General features: G+C 67.3%; 15 protein-coding genes and 1 pseudogene. 6 read left to right on the top strand and 10 right to left on the bottom strand.

What is annotated here, in order from left to right; all coding sequences use genetic code 11:
• The 8 genes and pseudogenes from AB4Y94_RS13485 to tkt all read right to left on the bottom strand — a co-directional run.
• Positions 1-539 (bottom strand): annotated as a pseudogene (locus tag AB4Y94_RS13485) (hypothetical protein); the annotation flags it as partial.
• A gap of 222 nt (positions 540-761) precedes the next feature.
• The gene (locus AB4Y94_RS13480) at positions 762-971 is read right to left on the bottom strand and encodes a hypothetical protein (RefSeq protein WP_441728343.1); all 210 of its coding nucleotides are present in this window, start codon (positions 969-971) and stop codon (positions 762-764) included.
• Positions 972-1,036: 65 nt separating this feature from the next.
• Positions 1,037-1,807 carry a 6-phosphogluconolactonase gene (gene pgl / locus AB4Y94_RS13475; protein ID WP_441728342.1) on the bottom strand — a complete coding sequence of 257 codons (771 nt, stop codon included), beginning with the start codon at positions 1,805-1,807 and terminating at the stop codon, positions 1,037-1,039.
• A complete protein-coding gene (locus AB4Y94_RS13470) occupies positions 1,804-2,775 on the bottom strand; it encodes a glucose-6-phosphate dehydrogenase assembly protein OpcA (protein ID WP_441728341.1) in 972 nt (323 codons plus the stop codon). The genes pgl and AB4Y94_RS13470 overlap by 4 nt, the downstream gene beginning before the upstream one ends.
• The gene (gene zwf, locus AB4Y94_RS13465; protein ID WP_441728340.1) at positions 2,772-4,313 is read right to left on the bottom strand and encodes a glucose-6-phosphate dehydrogenase; all 1,542 of its coding nucleotides are present in this window, start codon (positions 4,311-4,313) and stop codon (positions 2,772-2,774) included. Before zwf ends, AB4Y94_RS13470 begins: the two co-directional genes overlap by 4 nt.
• A gap of 36 nt (positions 4,314-4,349) precedes the next feature.
• Positions 4,350-5,957, bottom strand: coding sequence for a glucose-6-phosphate isomerase (locus tag AB4Y94_RS13460; protein WP_441728339.1), 1,608 nt, complete (start codon positions 5,955-5,957; stop codon positions 4,350-4,352).
• Positions 5,954-7,084 carry a transaldolase gene (gene tal, locus AB4Y94_RS13455; protein ID WP_441728338.1) on the bottom strand — a complete coding sequence of 377 codons (1,131 nt, stop codon included), beginning with the start codon at positions 7,082-7,084 and terminating at the stop codon, positions 5,954-5,956. The genes AB4Y94_RS13460 and tal overlap by 4 nt, the downstream gene beginning before the upstream one ends.
• A gap of 45 nt (positions 7,085-7,129) precedes the next feature.
• On the bottom strand, positions 7,130-9,223 hold the full coding sequence (tkt, locus tag AB4Y94_RS13450) for a transketolase (RefSeq protein WP_441728337.1): 2,094 nt from the start codon (positions 9,221-9,223) through the stop codon (positions 7,130-7,132).
• A gap of 272 nt (positions 9,224-9,495) precedes the next feature.
• On the opposite strand from tkt, the gene AB4Y94_RS13445 reads away from it, so the two are divergent.
• Complete coding sequence (locus AB4Y94_RS13445) at positions 9,496-10,416, top strand: heme o synthase (RefSeq protein ID WP_441728336.1); 921 nt, start codon at positions 9,496-9,498, stop codon at positions 10,414-10,416.
• 296 nt (positions 10,417-10,712) lie between these two features.
• Here the strand turns inward: AB4Y94_RS13445 and AB4Y94_RS13440 are convergent, their stop codons facing one another.
• Positions 10,713-11,672, bottom strand: coding sequence for a COX15/CtaA family protein (locus AB4Y94_RS13440; protein WP_441728335.1), 960 nt, complete (start codon positions 11,670-11,672; stop codon positions 10,713-10,715).
• A 292-nt stretch (positions 11,673-11,964) separates the two neighbouring features.
• Between AB4Y94_RS13440 and sufB the strand changes: the two genes are divergently transcribed.
• The 5 genes from sufB to AB4Y94_RS13415 are packed head-to-tail and all read left to right on the top strand — an operon-like array spanning position 11,965 to position 16,137.
• Positions 11,965-13,383 (top strand): Fe-S cluster assembly protein SufB, encoded by a 1,419-nt coding sequence (gene sufB, locus AB4Y94_RS13435; RefSeq protein ID WP_441728334.1) that lies wholly within the window; start codon positions 11,965-11,967, stop codon positions 13,381-13,383.
• On the top strand, positions 13,384-14,640 hold the full coding sequence (sufD, locus tag AB4Y94_RS13430; protein WP_441728333.1) for a Fe-S cluster assembly protein SufD: 1,257 nt from the start codon (positions 13,384-13,386) through the stop codon (positions 14,638-14,640).
• A gap of 2 nt (positions 14,641-14,642) precedes the next feature.
• A complete protein-coding gene (locus AB4Y94_RS13425; RefSeq protein ID WP_441728332.1) occupies positions 14,643-14,996 on the top strand; it encodes a non-heme iron oxygenase ferredoxin subunit in 354 nt (117 codons plus the stop codon).
• Positions 14,997-15,038: 42 nt separating this feature from the next.
• Positions 15,039-15,803, top strand: coding sequence for a Fe-S cluster assembly ATPase SufC (gene sufC, locus AB4Y94_RS13420; protein ID WP_441728331.1), 765 nt, complete (start codon positions 15,039-15,041; stop codon positions 15,801-15,803).
• 4 nt (positions 15,804-15,807) lie between these two features.
• Positions 15,808-16,137 (top strand): metal-sulfur cluster assembly factor, encoded by a 330-nt coding sequence (locus tag AB4Y94_RS13415; protein WP_441728330.1) that lies wholly within the window; start codon positions 15,808-15,810, stop codon positions 16,135-16,137.
• A gap of 41 nt (positions 16,138-16,178) precedes the next feature.
• Here AB4Y94_RS13415 and AB4Y94_RS13410 read toward each other — a convergent pair whose 3' ends face one another.
• Entirely contained in the window at positions 16,179-17,324 is a 1,146-nt protein-coding gene (locus AB4Y94_RS13410) for a flavin-containing monooxygenase (RefSeq protein WP_441728329.1), read from the bottom strand.
• Positions 17,325-17,370: the final 46 nt, after the last annotated feature.

The following is a 17,370-nucleotide window of genomic DNA, read 5'->3' as shown; positions in this document are numbered from 1 at the left end:
TCAGCGACCAGGATCTGCGCGTGCCGGTACCCGGCGTCCCCCGCCGCCAGGGCGGCGAGGGTGTCGGGGAGGGTATGCACCAGGGCCCGGGACTCCTCGAGCAGGTTCTCCGCGGACGGCGCCGGGAGCCGCAGCCCGCACCCGAGTTCAGCGACCAGCGACCGGCGGGCGATCACCGGACTCAACACCGACACCCCACGGTCACGTTCGCTGTGGACCCGGACCGCGTCGATCGCGACCGCCCGCGCCGCGAACGCGGCAGCGACCACCCGGTCCGCGTCGAACACCGCGTCCAGCAGCCGGCACTGCTCATCCAGAAACACCGCCCCCGGCGACAACCCGACACCACCCGAAACGCCGGCGACGGGCGGGACGGCGCCGGACGGGGTGGTGGTGTCCGGCCGGGTGCCTGAAATGGGGTCGGCAGGAGCGTCAGGCCGAGGCCCGGTGTCGGCGGGGACGCCCGGCCGCGTGCCGGTCGTGACATCGGGCGGCGGCGCCGGTCGGTGCCGGCCGGGTGCGACTGGTATGTTTTCCATGCCCCCAGCGTCTCACCCACCACCGACATTCCAGCGTCCGGAAATGCTTGCTGACCAGCACCTGTGGATAACTTTCGGAAGAATTTCGCCTGTGGATAACTCTCCGGCCGGCCGCCGAGGCGCCCGACTCTCGCGCCGCCCACCCGGCCTCAGCACACGCCCTGCCGAGTGTCAGCGCCGAGCCGTAAATCCGAGCCGCCAATCAGTCGCGCTGCCGAACCGTCAACCAGCCAGCGTGCCACCTGCTGGCGTGCGACCCACGGCGAGGCGGAATACATTCACCAGCCGGTAACCGCCCGCAGCCACCCGGAACCGTTGCGCCGCTTCGATCACAGTCGCTGCTCCCGCCTCAAGGCCGGCTTCGTCCTCTCCAAGCGGTAAAGCCGCCACGACATCGACGGAAACCCGCAGGCCACAGCCGATCAGCAGCATCCGGTTTCGGATCTCGGCCAGCGGCGCTCGTCGTCCGACGACGGTCGAACCCGACCGGACTCGGCCTAGTACGACGGGGAAATCAGGGTCTCCGGAACCTGCGCAGCAGCGTCGCGGTCCACGAAGAACACGGTGCGCCGCCGACCCTTGATTCCGGCGACAGGCACCTCGTCGCGGCTCGCGCCGGCCAGCGCCAGGCCGAGCGCAGAGGCCTTATCGGACCCGGCGAGAACCAGCCACACCCGCTCCGACGCGTTGATCACCGGCCGGGTGAGGCTGAGCCTCTCTGGCGGCGGCTTGGGCGAGTTGCGGACCGCGATCACCGGGGCATCCGTTTCACGGATACCGGCCAGGTGCGGGAAGAGCGAGGCCACGTGACCGTCCGGCCCGACGCCGAGGAACGTGATGTCGAACCGCGGGAACGGCTCACCCTCCGGAGCCGCCGCGGCCAGTTCGTCGGCGTAACGCGCGGCCGCCGCGTCCAGGTCGATCCCGTCATCAGCGGATGCGAACGGGTGAATGTTCCCGGTGGGCACGTTGATGTGGTCCAAAAGCGCGGTACGGGCCTGGAGCTCGTTGCGCTCCGGGTCGTCCCTGCCGAGCCAGCGCTCATCGCCCCACCAGAAACTGATCTTCGACCAGTCGATCGTGTCCCGCGCCGACGAGTCGTTGATGGCGGCGAGCACCATGATTCCCAGCGAGCCGCCGGTGAGCACGATATGCGCGGTTTCCTGGTCGTCCAGGATGTCGACCGTCTTGGTGATGAAGCGAGCAGCGATAGCCGCTGCGAGCGTCTCCTTGTCGGCGGCGACTAAGACGCGTCGTTCATTTGTCACGCTGGGGCTCCAGACTGCTCTGAGACGGCGGTGTCGAGTTGCGGCAAGCCGCGAACGATAACCTCACCGTACAGCTCATCGGGGTCGAGACGGCGTAATTCGTCGGAGAGGCAGTCGCGCAGGTTCCGCCGTTTGAGCGTCATGTCCTGCAGCGGCTGGCCGGGCTGGGTGAGGGTCGCGACATCCGGCACGTCCCTGACCAGCGAGATGACGCCAGACTCCCGGGTGAGGTGAACGCCGTGGATGCCGTTGGCCAGCGGTCCGCGGGTGAGTTCGTAGTCCACTGGGACCTTCAGCGCCAGGTGCAGCCAGGCGGCCAGCAGGGTGGTCGAGGGGGAGTCAGCGGCGCCTGACACCTCGACGGCGGTGACCGGCTGGAACGGCGGCTGGTCGAGGACCGCGGCCAACTGCGCCCGCCACAGGGTGAGCCGGGTCCAGGCGAAGTCGGTATCGCCCGGGCGATAACTGGAGCACAGCCTGTGCAGTGCTGCCTGCGGGTCGGGCTGCGCCGACGCGTCGGTGATCCGGCGGTAGGCGATCCGCCCGAGCGGCGACTCCGCCGGCACCTCGGGCGCGACGCCGGGCCACCAGGCCACGACAGGCGCATCGGGGAGCAGCAGGCCGGTGACCAGGCTCTCCGGGTCGCTGGCCGCATCACCGTAAGCGCGCAGCACGATGACCTCGCTGGCGCCGGCGTCGCCGCCGACGCGGATCTCGGCGTCAACGCGAGGTTCCGGTTTCTGCGCCGTCTCGCTGCTCGGGTCAGCGGTGGAGACGACGATGACCCGCATCGGGTGCTCGCGGGACGCGTCGTTCGCGGCCTCGATGGCCTCCTCCTCGTGTCCCATCGTGGACGAGATGACGAGCGTCAGCACCCGGCCGAGTGCGACGGCGCCGCCCTCTTCACGGATGCGCACCAGCGCTTTCGAAATCTTGCTGGTCGTGGTGTCAGGAAGGTCGACAATCATGGGCGTCTCCATTTGCGGCCGTCACGGGCCATCAGCTCATCGGAGGAATCAGGGCCCCAGGTGCCGGGGCGGTACTGCTCGGGCTGCCCCTGGGTCGCCCAGAACTCCTCGATCGGGTCGAGGATCTTCCAGGAGAGCTCCACCTCCTCATGGCGCGGGAACAACGGCGGGTCACCGAGCAGCACGTCCAGGATCAGCCGTTCGTAGGCCTCGGGGCTGGCCTCGGTGAACGCGTGGCCGTAGCCGAAGTCCATCGTGACGTCGCGCACCTGCATGCCCACACCGGGCACTTTGGAGCCGAACCGGATGGTGACGCCCTCATCGGGCTGCACCCGGATCACCAGGGCGTTCTGCCCGAGGTTGGCCGTGTGGCCCTCCTCGAACAGGTACTGCGGGGCCCGCTTGAACACCACGGCGATCTCCGTGACGCGGCGTCCCAGCCGCTTGCCCGCCCGCAGGTAGAACGGCACACCCGCCCAGCGGCGGGTCGCGACGGTCAGCCGCAGCGCCGCGTAGGTCTCGGTCACGGACTGCGGGTCCATGCCGTCCTCGTCCAGGAAGCCGGCCACCTCTTCACCGCCCTGCCAGCCGCCGGCGTACTGCCCGCGGGCGGTTCCGGTTGCCAGATCTTCTGGCAACCGCACCGATGCGAGCACCTTCTCCTTCTCGGTGCGGAGGTCGGCGGCGTCGAAGGAGATCGGCTCTTCCATGGCGGTGAGCGCGAGCAGTTGCAGCAGGTGGTTCTGGATGACATCGCGGGCAGCGCCGATGCCGTCGTAGTAGCCGGCGCGACCGCCGACCCCGATGTCCTCAGCCATGGTGATCTGCACGTGGTCGACGGAATCGGCGTTCCAGATCGGCTCGAACAGCTGGTTCGCGAAGCGCAGCGCCAGGATGTTCTGCACCGTCTCCTTGCCCAGGTAGTGATCGATGCGGAAAACGGAGTCGGCAGGGAACACCGACTCCACCACGCTGTTCAGTTCGCGAGCGGTCTTCAGGTCGCTGCCGAATGGTTTCTCGATCACCACGCGCCGCCACTGGTCGTCCTTCTGGTCGGCCAGGCCGGAACGGCGCAGCTGCTCGGTGACCTGTGGGAACGCCTTCGGCGGGATCGACAGGTAGAACGCGTGGTTGCCCATGGTTCCCCGGTCCCGGTCCAGGGCCTCGATGGTCTCCTTGAGCAGTTCGAACGCCTTGTCGTCGTCGAAGCTTCCGGGGACGAAGCGGATGCCCTCGGCCAACTGCGCCCAGACGTCCTCATGGAACTCGGTGCGTGAGTATTCCTTGACCGCATCGTGGACGACCTTCATGAAGTCCTGGTCGTCCCAGTCCCTCCGGGCGAATCCGACCAGGGCGAAGCCCGGTGGAAGCAGTCCCCGGTTGGCGAGGTCGTAGACCGCGGGCATGAGTTTCTTCCGCGAGAGGTCGCCGGTCACGCCGAAGATCACGAGGCTGGACGGCCCCGCGATGCGGTTCAGGCGGTAGTCGGACGGCGAACGCAGCGGATTGAACTCCGGGGTGATTTCCACCGGGGACATGCAGCTCCTTCTCTGGGAGAGTGCGACAGGTGCTGCTTAGCGCAGCGCGTCGAACAGGGTATCGACGTTGCGGGCCGGGTCCGTCAGGGTGAGGGTGAGAACGGGTCGACCGTGTTCGGCGAGCACGCTCGCGTCTCCGCTCGCCTGCGCCTGGACGAGTTCACCGAAGGTGAACGGGCGGCCGGGGATGTCGAGGTCTTCCGCCGGGGTGGCAAGGATTTGAAGGAACACGCCGTTCGCGGGTCCGCCCTTGTGGTACTGGCCGGTCGAGTGCAGGAAGCGCGGGCCCCAGCCGAAGGTGACCGGTCGCTTCGCCAGGGTCGCAAGAAGATCGCGCACCTCGGCGAGTTGCGGCAGCGCCAAACGATCGACGTAGGCCTGGACGGCGACGTAGCCGTCCGGCCCCAGCTCTTCGAGCAGGGCGTCGACGGCCGAGCCGAGATCGCTCGCCGCACCGATGACGTGGGGCGTGCCGCGCACCTCGATCCCATCCGAGACGAATGCGGCAGGTTCCGGCTCCGGCTGGGCGTCGAGCAGCCCGCGGGTGGCGATCTTGGCGGATTCGACATCCGGCTGGTCGAACGGGTTGATGTCGAGCAGGCGCCCGGCAACGGCTACCGCGTACTCCCAGACCAGGAACTGGGCACCGAGGGTGCCGCTGACGCGGATCTCGTCGCGTCCGCCGTGGTCGGCGAACAGTTCGGTCCCGGCGTCGTCGACAACCCGCAGCACCTGCACGTCGGGAAGATCGAGCGCCAGTTCCGGTGCCTCCGTGCCGAGGACGACGGGGAGGATCCCGGTGCCCTGCTTGCCGGTGGACTCGGCGATCAGTTGCTCAGCCCAGTCGGCGAAACCGACAATGTGGGTGCCGTCGGCGACGATAGCGAGCTTGTCGCGGCGCGGGGTGGCTGCCGAGATGGCGGCGCCCAGCACCAGGCCGGGGTTGTCAGGGGCGTCAACGGCCAGGGCGACCGAGATCGCCTCGGCTTCGTCGAGGAGTTCCGCGATGTCGACGCCGGCCAGGCCGGACGGGACCAGGCCGAACGCCGTGAGCGCGGAGTAGCGCCCCCCGACGGTCGGGTCGGCGTTGAAGACGCGATAGCCGGCGGCGGTAGCGGATGCCTCGAGGGGCGACCCCGGGTCGGTCACGACCACGATCCGCTCGGCCGGGTTGATGCCGGCCGCTTCGAACGCGCGGCGGAACACACGCAACTGGCTGTCGGTCTCGACCGTTGAGCCTGACTTGGAGGACACCACCAGCGCGGTGGACTCCAGCCGGTCGTTCAGGGCGGCCAGGACCTGGCCCGGTGCTGTCGCATCGAGCACGGTCAGCTCCACACCTGCGGTCTGGGTGATCACCTCGGGCGCCAGCGATGACCCGCCCATGCCCGCCAGTGCTATGTGGTCAACGCCGGCGGCGTTCAGCGACTCACGCAGGGCGAGGATCTCGGCGATCAGCGGACGCGACACCGAAACGGATTCGGTCCAGCCGAGGCGCTTGGAGGATTCATCCTCCGCGGCAGGGCCCCACAGTGTGGGGTCCAGTGCGGTGATCCCGGATGCGACGAGGTCGTCGACCAGGGCGGGCACCGCGGTGCGGACGGCCTCGGCCGCCGCACCGCTCACCGAGATGCGGAAGCTCATCGCGCCTGCGCCTTGGCGCCGGCGGTCTCCAGCGTCTGCGCGACGGTGTCGAGCAGCTCGCCCCAGGAGACGACGAACTTGGACACGCCTTCCTGCTCGAGCAGCTGGGTGACCTCGTCGTAGGAGATGCCCTGTGCGGCGATGGCGTCGAGTACGGCGTTGGCCGCCTCGTAGGAACCGGTGACGGTGTCGCCGGTGATCACGCCGTGGTCGAAGGTGGCGAGCATGGTCTTCTCCGGCATGGTGTTGACGACCTCGGGGGCGACCAGGTTGGTCACGTAGAGGGTGTCGGGCAGGCTCGGGTCCTTGACGCCGGTGGACGCCCACAGCGGGCGCTGTTTGTTGGCGCCGGCGGCGATGAGCCCCTGGGCGCGCTCGGTGGCGAAGGCCTGCTCATACACCTGGTACGCCAACTGGGCGTTGGCGATGCCGGCCTTGCTCTTGAGCGCGAGGGCTTCATCGGTTCCGATCGCGACCAGGCGTTTGTCGATCTCGGTATCGACCCGCGACACGAAGAACGAGGCCACCGAGTGGATCGTGGACAGGTCGTGCCCGGCGGCCTTGGCCTTCTCGAGCCCGGCGAGGTACGCGTTGATGACCTGGCGGTGGCGCTCGAGGCTGAAGATCAGCGTGACGTTGACGCTGATGCCCTCGGCGATGGTCGCGGTGATCGCGGTGAGCCCTTCAACCGTGGCCGGGATCTTGATCATCGCGTTGGGGCGGTTGACCTTGGTCCACAGCTCCTTGGCCTGCTCGATGGTTCCGGCGGCGTCGTGGGCGAGCCCTGGCTCCACCTCGATCGAAACCCGTCCGTCGGTGCCGCCGGTGCGGTCGTAGACCGGACGGAAGATGTCGCTGGCGGTGGCCACGTCGTGGGTGGTGATGTCGAAGACGGCGTCGTGCACGCTGCTGCCGGCCGCGGCCAGCTCAGCGAGGTGCTCGTCGTAGGCGTTGCCTGTGGCCAGCGCTGTTGCGAAGATCGTCGGGTTGGTGGTCACACCGACCACGTTCTTCTCATCGATCAGCTGCTGCAGGCCACCGGAGACGATGCGCTCGCGCGACAGGTCGTCCAGCCAAATGCTGACGCCGGCAGCGGAGAGTTCGGCGAGGGGAGTGTTCTGGGTCATTGTACTTTTCTCCTTGGGTAACGAACTGCGTTGTGTGCGTGGCGCTCAGTTGGCGGCGAGAGTTTCCTTGGCGGCGGCCACGACGGCATCCGTTGTGATACCGAACTTCTGGAACAGGGTCTTGTAGTCAGCGGATGCGCCGAAGTGCTCGATCGAGACGCTGCGGCCCCGGTCGCCGACGTAGCCACGCCAGGTCAGCGCCAGGCCGGCCTCGACGGAGACGCGGGCGGTGACGGATGCCGGCAGCACCGATTCGCGGTACTCGTCGGACTGCTCCTCGAACCATTCGAGGCTCGGGGCGGAGACCACGCGGGCGTTGATGCCGTCGGCCTTGAGCTGCTCGCGGGCGTTGACGGCCAGCTGCACCTCGGAGCCGGTGGCGATGATGATGACATCCGGGCTGCCGTTCGCGGCTTCGGCCAGCACGTATGCGCCCTTGACGGTGTTCTCCGCGGAGGCGAAGACGTCGCCGGATGCTTCGCCGGTTCCGCGCTCGAACACCGGGATGTTCTGACGGGTGAGGGCGATGCCCGCCGGGCCGTTACGACGGGCGAGCAGGTTCTTCCAGGCCCAGGCCACTTCGTTGGCGTCGCCGGGGCGCACCACGTCGAGCCCCGGGATGGCACGCAGCGTGGCCAGCTGTTCGATCGGCTGGTGGGTGGGCCCGTCTTCGCCGAGCGCGACGGAGTCGTGCGTCCAGACGAAGATCGACGGTGCCTTCATCAGCGCGGCCAGGCGCACCGCGGGGCGCATGTAGTCGCTGAAGATGAGGAACGTGCCACCGTACGGGCGGGTGTTGCCGTGCAGCACGATGCCGTTGAGGATCGCGGCCATGGCGTGCTCGCGGATTCCGAAGTGCAGCACGCGGCCGTACTTGTTGCCGGTCCACTCGTGGGTGGAGCGCTCGCTCGGGACGAACGAGGCGGCCGTGGTGATGGTGGTGTTGTTGGACTCGGCGAGGTCGGCGGAACCGCCCCAGAGCTCGGGGATCACACCGGCGAGTGCGTTCAGGACCTTGCCGGATGCCGCGCGGGTGGAGATCTCGGTGCCGCCGTCGAAGACGGGGAGGGCCTCATCGACTCCCTCCGGCAGGTCGCCGGAGAGGATGCGGTCCAGCAGCACCTTGTTCTCGGGGTTGGCCTCGGCCCACGCGTCGAACTTCTGGTTCCACTCGGCGTGCTGCTCTGCACCGCGCTCGAGGGCCTTGCGGGTGTGGGCGATGACCTCGTCTGCGACCTCGAAGTTCTGCTCGGGGTCGAATCCGAGCACCTCCTTGACCGCTGCGAGCTCCTCGGCCCCGAGCGCGGAGCCGTGGATCTTGCCGGTGTTCTGCTTCTTCGGGCTGGGCCAGCCGATGATGGTCTTCAGGATGATCAGCGACGGCTTGTCGGTGACGGCCTTGGCCGCCTCGATCGCGGCGTGGAGTTCCTGGATGTCTTCGACGTAGACGCCGGTCTTCTTCCAGTCGACCGTCTGCACGTGCCAGTGGTAGGCCTCGTACCGCTTCGCGACGTCCTCGGTGAAGGCGATGTCGGTGTCGTCCTCGATCGAGATCTGGTTGCTGTCGTAGATCGCGATCAGGTTCCCGAGCTCCTGGTGGCCGGCCAGTGAGGATGCCTCGCTGGTGATGCCCTCCTCCAGGTCGCCGTCGCTGGCGATGGTGTAGATGAAGTGGTCGAACGGGCTGGTGCCGTCGGCGGCCTCAGGGTCGAACAGGCCACGCTCGAAGCGGGCGGCGTATGCGAAGCCCACGGCGGAGGAGAGGCCCTGACCGAGCGGCCCGGTGGTGATCTCCACGCCGTCGGTGTGTCCGTACTCGGGGTGCCCGGGGGTGAGGGAGCCCCAGGTGCGGAGGGCCTTGAGGTCGTCAAGTTCCAGGCCGTAACCACCGAGGTACAACTGCACGTACTGCGTCAGTGAGCTGTGGCCCGCGGAGAGCACGAAGCGGTCGCGACCGATCCAGGTGTTGTCGGACGGGTCCCGGCGCATGACCTTCTGGAACAAGAGGTACGCGGCGGGAGCGAGGCTCATGGCAGTGCCAGGATGACCATTTCCAACCTTCTCCACGGCATCCGCTGCCAAAACGCGCGCGGTGTCTACTGCCTTGTCGTCAATGGAATCCCACTGCAATGCTGCCACTTGATCTTGACCCTTCTGAAAAGAAGGAGGGCGGGTTGCCTGCAACCCGCTCCCCATCGCGTCTAACTGAGCTGAGGTGTAGCGCGCCGGAGACATCATCGGCATCGTGCGTGTGCCCGGAACTCGATTGCGGATTCCAGAAGCACCCACATCGTTTGGCGAGCATCTCCCAGTATAGGCTCCGGCCTTCGTCAGGTGTCGGTCCGTGACGCGGACGGCCAACCGCGGCGATGGCCTAGAATTGGCTCGTCAGCACAAGTGTAAGAGGAGCAATGGACGTTGCCGTAGAGCCCCGCACGACGAACCACCGTCGGAGCCTCAAGCGCACCGTCGGCGCATACATCGCCTTGACGAAGCCGCGCGTGATCGAGCTGCTGCTGGTCGTGACGGCGCCGACCATGATCCTCGCGCAGAACGGCATCCCGAGTCTCTGGCTGATGCTCGCCACCCTGGTCGGCGGCGCGTTGAGCGCCGGATCCGCCGGCGCGTTCAACTGCTACCTGGACCGCGACCTCGACCGGCTGATGAAGCGCACCGAGAATCGTCCCCTGGTCACGGGGGAGCTGACCGACCGGCAGGCGCTGGTGTTTGCGTGGGTGCTCGGCGCGGCATCGATCGCCTGGCTCTGGGTGTTCACCAACGCTCTGGCCGCGGCGTTGTCTTTCGCCGCAATCGTGCTGTACGTGGTGCTGTACACGATGATCCTCAAGCGCCGTACCGCCCAGAACATCGTCTGGGGCGGCTTGGCCGGCTGCATGCCCGTTCTGATCGGCTGGGCAGCCGTGACCAACGATCTGTCCTGGCCGCCGTTCATCCTGTTCGCGATCATCTTCCTCTGGACGCCACCGCACTACTGGCCGCTGTCGATGAAGTATCGCGATGACTACCGCGCCGCCGGGGTGCCGATGCTCTCCGTCGTGCGTGGCCGCGTGCAGGTCGGCCTGCAGGTCATCCTCTATGCCTGGGCGACCGTAGCGTGCTCGCTGCTGCTGATCCCGGTCGCGGGAATGGGCATCACCTACAGTTTCATCGCCCTGGTGGTGGGCGCCTGGTTCATCTACGAGACCCACCGGCTGTACAACCTCGCCATCCGCCACGAGCACGTGTCGCCGATGCGGGTCTTCCACGGCTCCATCGCCTATCTCACCCTGGTCTTCGTGGCTGTCGGCGTCGACCCGCTGCTGCCGTTCTGAGGTTCGCGCCGCGGTACTAGCGCTGCGTTGTACTGGCGCTGGCGCTACCTTGCTGGCGCTACCTTACTGGCGCGACCTTGCTGGCCTTGGCGTACTGGCGCTGGTGCGTTGCCGATCCGCGAGCCCGTCGGTATCGCCGGCAAGCGGATGCCATGGGTGCCGCGGTACCGTCGCGCTGAGGATTTGACCACGCGCGCATGGCCTGCCATCCGCGCGAGCAGGAAACCGCAGCGCGAGCGGGAAACCGCAGCGCGAGCAGGAAACCGCAGCGCGAGCGGGAAACCGCAGTGCGAGCGTTACCGCGGTCGAGCGGATGCCTCGGGTGCGGTCGCTCTGCCGGCGGCGCCGTCCACCGACCGGCCGGGTGACACCGGCGCCCGGAGGTTCAGCAGCACCGCGGTCATCGCGGCGACCAGGATGCAGGCGAGCACCATGTGCACGCCGACCAGGAGCGGCGGGAGCCCCGTGTTGGCCTGGAGCAGTCCGACTCCGATCTGCACCAGCTCAACCGCCAGCAGCAGCGCGGTCCAGCCCCGCACGGCAAGCCGGAGGCGGTATGCGGCGACCACCAGCAGCACCGTGAGCACGAACGCGGTGTAGGCCGGCCAGCTGTGCACGTGCTGCAGGAACTCCGAATCCAGGTCATTGCGCCGCGCACCGGCATCCCCGGCGTGCGGGCCCGAACCCGTGGTCAGGATCCCCACCACGACGGTGACCGCCACGGCAATCGCGGTCAACTGCGAAACAGTGGCGAACCAGGCCGGCGCCCGGAGCATCCGCTCACCGGGCACGGTGGCCACCCGGTACAGGAACGTCGTGCAGAGCACGGTGAGGCCCGCTGAAACCACGAAGTGCAGCCCCACCACGTACGGGTTGAGCTGGGTGAGGACGGTGATCCCGCCGATGATCGCCTGGGCCGGGATGCCGAGACCGGCCAACAGGGTCAGCCAGAACAAGTCGGGGCGTTGCTTCCGCAGCCGCAGGATCGCGACGAACGCGAGGATCGCGAGCAGGCCGAGTGCGACGCCGAGCACCCGGTTGCCGAACTCGATGATGCCGTGGATGCCCATTTCCGGGGTATTCACGAACGAGTCTTCCGAACACTTCGGCCAGGTGGGGCACCCGAGCCCTGAGCTGGTCAGGCGCACCAGCCCACCGGTTCCGACCAGCAGGATCTGCGCCACGAGATAAACCCAGGCAATCACCCGCAGGCGTCCGTCGACGCGATCGGGCAGCCATGACACCAAGCGCTTCACCAGTTCAGATCCATTCCTCGAAAACATGCGTTCGTATGCGCTGCATGTGAAAACGCCGTGCAATCGCTATATATCCGGGTCGCACCCTGTAGAATTAGGTGTTTCACGGGTGCACCCGCTACTCGATGCGACAGGCAGGCGCGACATGCGTTCGCCATCCGTGTCCGTGAACATCTTAGGTACGCAACGTAGCCGTCCACACAATCCATTGCTTGGTTGTGCCCCGCTGGAGGCATGCCCGGGAATGACCGGACTGATATCCGGGTTGTTGTGGGTGGGAGAAGAGGTAGACATGTCGGACGTTTTGCTAGACCGCCCCGAACTGAACAGTCTCGGGGTGTACGAGTTCGGCTGGTCCGACTCCGACGCTGCCGGCGCATCCGCCAAACGCGGTATCTCGCCAGAGGTCGTCGCCGACATCTCTCGCCTGAAGAACGAACCAGAGTGGATGCTCAAGCGCCGTCTCAAGGCACTGCAGCTGTTCGAGCGCAAGCCCATGCCCACCTGGGGAGCCGACCTCTCCGACATCGACTTCGACAACATCAAGTACTTCGTGCGGTCGACCGAGAAGCAGGCCCAGACCTGGGAAGACCTGCCAGACGACATCAAGAACACCTATGAGAAGCTCGGCATCCCCGAGGCCGAGCGCTCGCGCCTCGTCGCCGGCGTCACGGCCCAGTACGAGTCCGAGGTGGTCTACCACCAGATCCGGGAAGACCTGACCGCCCAAGGTGTCATCTTCACCGACACCGACACGGCGCTCCGCGAATACCCCGAGGTCTTCGAGGAGTACTTCGGCACCGTCATCCCCAGCGGAGACAACAAGTTCGCAGCGCTCAACACTGCGGCATGGTCCGGCGGCTCCTTCGTCTACGTGCCGCCCGGCGTGCACGTCGAGATCCCGCTCCAGGCTTACTTCCGCATCAACACCGAGAACATGGGCCAGTTCGAGCGCACGCTGATCATCGCCGACGAGGGCAGCTACGTGCACTACATCGAGGGGTGCACCGCGCCCATCTACACCTCAGACTCGCTGCACTCCGCGGTCGTGGAGATCGTGGTGAAGAAGAACGCCCGGGTGCGCTACACCACCATCCAGAACTGGTCGAACAACGTCTACAACCTTGTCACCAAGCGGGCGACGGCTGCCGAAGGCGCCACCATGGAATGGGTCGACGGCAATATCGGCTCCAAGGTGACCATGAAGTACCCGTCGATCTACCTGATGGGCGAGCACGCCAAGGGCGAGACGCTGTCCGTGGCGTTCGCCGGCCCCGGCCAGCACCAGGACGCGGGCGCCAAGATGGTGCACATGGCGCCGTACACCCAGTCGTCGATCGTCTCCAAGTCGATCGCGCGCGGCGGCGGTCGCTCCGGGTACCGCGGCGAGGTGCGCATCGACGCGACGGCGCACCACTCCTCGAACTCCGTCATCTGTGATGCGCTGCTCGTGGACACCCAGTCGCGCTCCGACACCTACCCGTCCATCGACATCCGCGTCGACGACGTCAAGCTCGGCCACGAGGCCACGGTCTCGAAGGTCAGCGAAGAGCAACTCTTCTACCTGATGAGCCGCGGCATGCCCGAGACCGAGGCCATGGCCATGATCGTGCGCGGCTTCATCGAACCCATCGCCAGGGAGCTCCCGATGGAGTACGCCCTGGAGCTCAACAAGCTCATTGAAATGGGCATGGAAGGATCCGTCGGCTAAATGTCTGCTGTATCAACATCTTCAGCCCTTCCCACAGCAGAACAGCACGGCATCAAGGAGCACTCCGACGGTCGTTTCGGGTTCGTCCCCGTGCAGACCCGCTCCGAGCGGTTCAAGAGCGTGGACGTGGCCGACTTCGGGCCGGTCACCGGCCGCGAGGCCGTCTGGCGCTTCTCGCCGGTGGCGAAGTTCACCGACCTCACCGCCGGCGAACTCGACGGCTCGACGTACCCGGTCGATACGACGGATGCCGCCGGCAGCGGCGTGTCCGGAGCCGCGCCCGGGGGAGTCGCGCCTGGGGGAGTCGCGCCTGGGGGAGTCACCGTTGAGTGGGTGGGCCGCGACGACGCCCGCATCGGGCAGGCCGGGCAACCGGAAGAGCGCGCCTCCGCCAACGCCTGGAGCTCGTTCGACTCTGCCCTCGCGATCACCGTCAGCGGGGAGGAACCGCAGGAATTCACCCTCACCCGTTCAGAGCTCGGAACCGCCCCGCGCGGCGCCCACACCATCATCGAGGCCAAGCCGTTCAGCCAGGCCGTCATCATCCTGGAAAACCTCGGCCAGGCCCGGCTCAGCGAGAACGTCGAGATCATCCTCGGCGAATCCTCGAACCTCACCGTGGTCAGCCTGCAGGAGTGGGACGACAGCGCGGTGCACCTGACCAACCACTTCGCATCCGTCGGCCGTGACGCCAGGCTCAAGCACGTCGTGGTCTCGCTCAGTGGCAGCATCGTGCGGGTCAACCCGTCGGTGCACCTGGTCGGGTCGGGTTCGGACATCGAGGCCCTCGGCCTGTACTTCGCCGACGCCGGCCAGCACCTCGAACAGCAGGTGTACATCAACCACGACGCCCCGCACAGCCGCAGCCGGGTCACCTACAAGGGCGCCCTGCAGGGCGAGGGCGCGCGCACCGTCTGGATCGGCGACGTCCTGATCAGCAACACGGCCACCGGAACCGACAGTTACGAGCAGAACCGAAACCTGGTGCTGACCGAGGGCACCCGCGCCGACTCGGTCCCCAACCTGGAGATCGAGACCGGCGACATCCTCGGCGCCGGGCACGCGAGCGCCACCGGTCGGTTCGACGACGAGCAGCTGTTCTACCTGCAGGCCCGTGGCATCCCGGAGGACGAGGCTCGTCGCCTCGTCGTGCGCGGCTTCCTCACCGAGATCGTGCAACAGCTCGGCGTCCCCCACCTGCAAGAGCGGCTGAACGCCGCCATTGAAGCCGAGCTGCTCGGTACGGAGGGGAAGTAGCCATGCCCGGAATCAAGATCTGCGCATTCGACGACCTCGAAGCCGACCAGCCCGTGAAGATCGAGATCGACGGCATCCCGATCGCCCTGGTCCGGGACGCCGCCGGGGACGTGTTCGCCATCGGCGACACCTGCACCCACGGCGACATCTCGCTCTCCGAGGGCTTCGTCGAGGACGCTCCCTCGTCCGGAAGGGACGATGGGCCCTCCCTCGAATGCTGGGCCCACGGCTCCAAGTTCTCCCTCCGCACCGGCAAGCCGCTCACGCTGCCTGCCTACGAACCCGTCCCGGTCTACCAGGTCAGCCTGGTCGACGGCGACGTCTACATCGACCCCACTGTCATCCTGGCCGTCTAGCACCAGCACGCCAGCGCCAGAAGAGAAAGAGTTCACGAATCAATGTCTGTTCTTGAGATCAAAGACCTGCACGTCAGCGTCGAAACCGACCAGGGCACCAAGCACATCCTGCGCGGCGTCGACCTGAGCATCCAAGAGGGCGAGATCCACGCCATCATGGGGCCGAACGGTTCCGGCAAGTCCACCCTCGCGTACACGATCGCCGGCCACCCGAAGTACCACGTGGAAAGCGGATCGATCACCCTGGACGGCGCTGACGTGCTGGCGATGACCGTCGACGAGCGCGCCCGGGCCGGCCTCTTCCTGGCGATGCAGTACCCGGTGGAGATCCCCGGCGTCACCGTCACCAACTTCCTCCGCACCGCCAAGACCGCGATCGACGGCGAAGCGCCGGCCATCCGGGGCTGGATCAAGGACGTGCGCGAGTCGATGTCGAACCTGCGGATGGACAAGAGCTTCGCCGAGCGCAACGTCAACGAGGGCTTCTCCGGCGGCGAGAAGAAGCGCAACGAGATCCTGCAGCTCGAACTGCTGAAGCCCAAGTTCGGCATCCTCGACGAGACCGACTCCGGCCTCGACGTCGACGCGCTCAAAATCGTCTCGGAGGGCGTCAACCGGGCCAAGGCCAACACCGGCCTCGGCGTGGTGTTGATCACCCACTACACGCGGATCCTGCGCTACATCAAGCCCGACTTCGTGCACGTGTTCGTGGCCGGCCGGATCGCCGAGCAGGGCGGCGCCGAACTCGCCGACCGGCTCGAGGACGAGGGCTACGATCGCTATTTGGTCGACACGAACGTAGGCTAGAAGCATGGTTTCCACACTCAGCCCGGCGCGCTTCGATGAAATCGAAGAGGCGCTCAAAGACGTCATGGACCCCGAGCTCGGCATCAACGTCGTCGACCTCGGGCTCATTTACGACCTCGGCTGGGATGACGAGAACGACGCTCTCATCATCCACATGACCCTCACCTCGGCCGGCTGCCCGCTGACCGACGTGCTCGAGGAGCAGACCGCCCAGGCCCTTGACGGAGTCGTCGAACAGTTCCGGATCAACTGGGTCTGGATGCCGCCGTGGGGTCCCGAGAAGATCACCGACGACGGCCGCGACATGATGCGCGCACTCGGCTTCGCCATCTAGGCCCCTCCTCCGCCCCTTCGCCGAGAACGCACTTGTTGGGCTTATGAACGCCTTATAACCCCAACAAGTGCGTTCTCGCGTGCGGGGGTGCGCACCAGCTGGTCGGCGATGTATGCGGCATCCCGACCAACGCCGCCGAGGAGTCCCGAGGTCAGCGCGTACTGGAACGGGATCCCGACGAAGTAGAGCCCCGGCAGGGCGCCGACCACGCCGCGCTCGTGCACGGGCCAGCCGCGCTGATCCACCTCGAGGCCGTCAAGCCAGCTGAAGTCCGGCCGGTAGCCGGTGGCCCAAATGATCGTTGCCGGTTGCACCGCGCGCCCCTCGACGACCGGCCAGCCATCGGCCGTGCCCTCTACCCGGCCGCGGCGCTCCACTCCGGCCCGGTCCACCTGGTCCATCGACACCCGGATCAGCGGCGCACCACGGTTCAGGAAGCCCGCGGCCGCCCGGCGTCCCATCGGCGTCGACCGGGTCAGGACCGAGCTCACGAATCGCCAGTACAGGCCCCCCGCACGCTTGAACAGGACCTCCGGGATGTGCACGGTGGGGCGACCAGCGAGTACCACCCGGTGCGTCGCCGCGAGCTCGATGGCGATTTCCGCACCGGATGTCCCCGCTCCGACCACGAGCACGTCGCCGGCCGGCAACTGCGCCGGATTCCGATACTCGGACGCGTGCAATTGCCGGATTCCCTCTCGGAGGCCGGCGGCCAATTCGGGAGTGCGAGGGAGGTCGTTGGTGCCGGTAGCGACCACGACATTGTCGGCGGTGATGGGTCCGGCGTCAGTGTCGAGCCGCCAGGCCGGCCGGATCGACGCACTGCCGTCATTCGCAGGGCGAGCGGATGCGCCGGCGGGTGCGCTGCGGGCCGCGCGCGTGACGCTTCGGCCGAGTTCCACCCGCAGCCCGAATACCGACGCGTAGTCCTCCAGGTAGCCGGCCACCTCGTCCTTCGTCGGAACGCTCCCACGGGCAGCGGGAAACGGCAGGTCAGGGAGCGCGTCGTACTGGGCCGGCGTGAACAACCGAAGCGAGTCCCAGCGCCGGCGCCAGGACTCCCCGATGCGCGGGTTCCTCTCCAGGATCAGGTAGCCCTGGCCGCGCCGGGACAGTTCGCGGCCCACGGCCAACCCGGCCTGCCCGCCGCCCACGACGACGGTGGGAATGTGTGTGATCTCCGACATGATGAGCCTCCGTTGCCTCACGCAGTGCCCCCCGATGCAGTCTTAG

Source organism: Glaciibacter sp. 2TAF33 (assembly GCF_052114945.1).
In the GTDB taxonomy this organism is placed as follows: domain Bacteria; phylum Actinomycetota; class Actinomycetes; order Actinomycetales; family Microbacteriaceae; genus Cryobacterium.
This window is presented reverse-complemented; position numbering and strand designations above follow the sequence as displayed.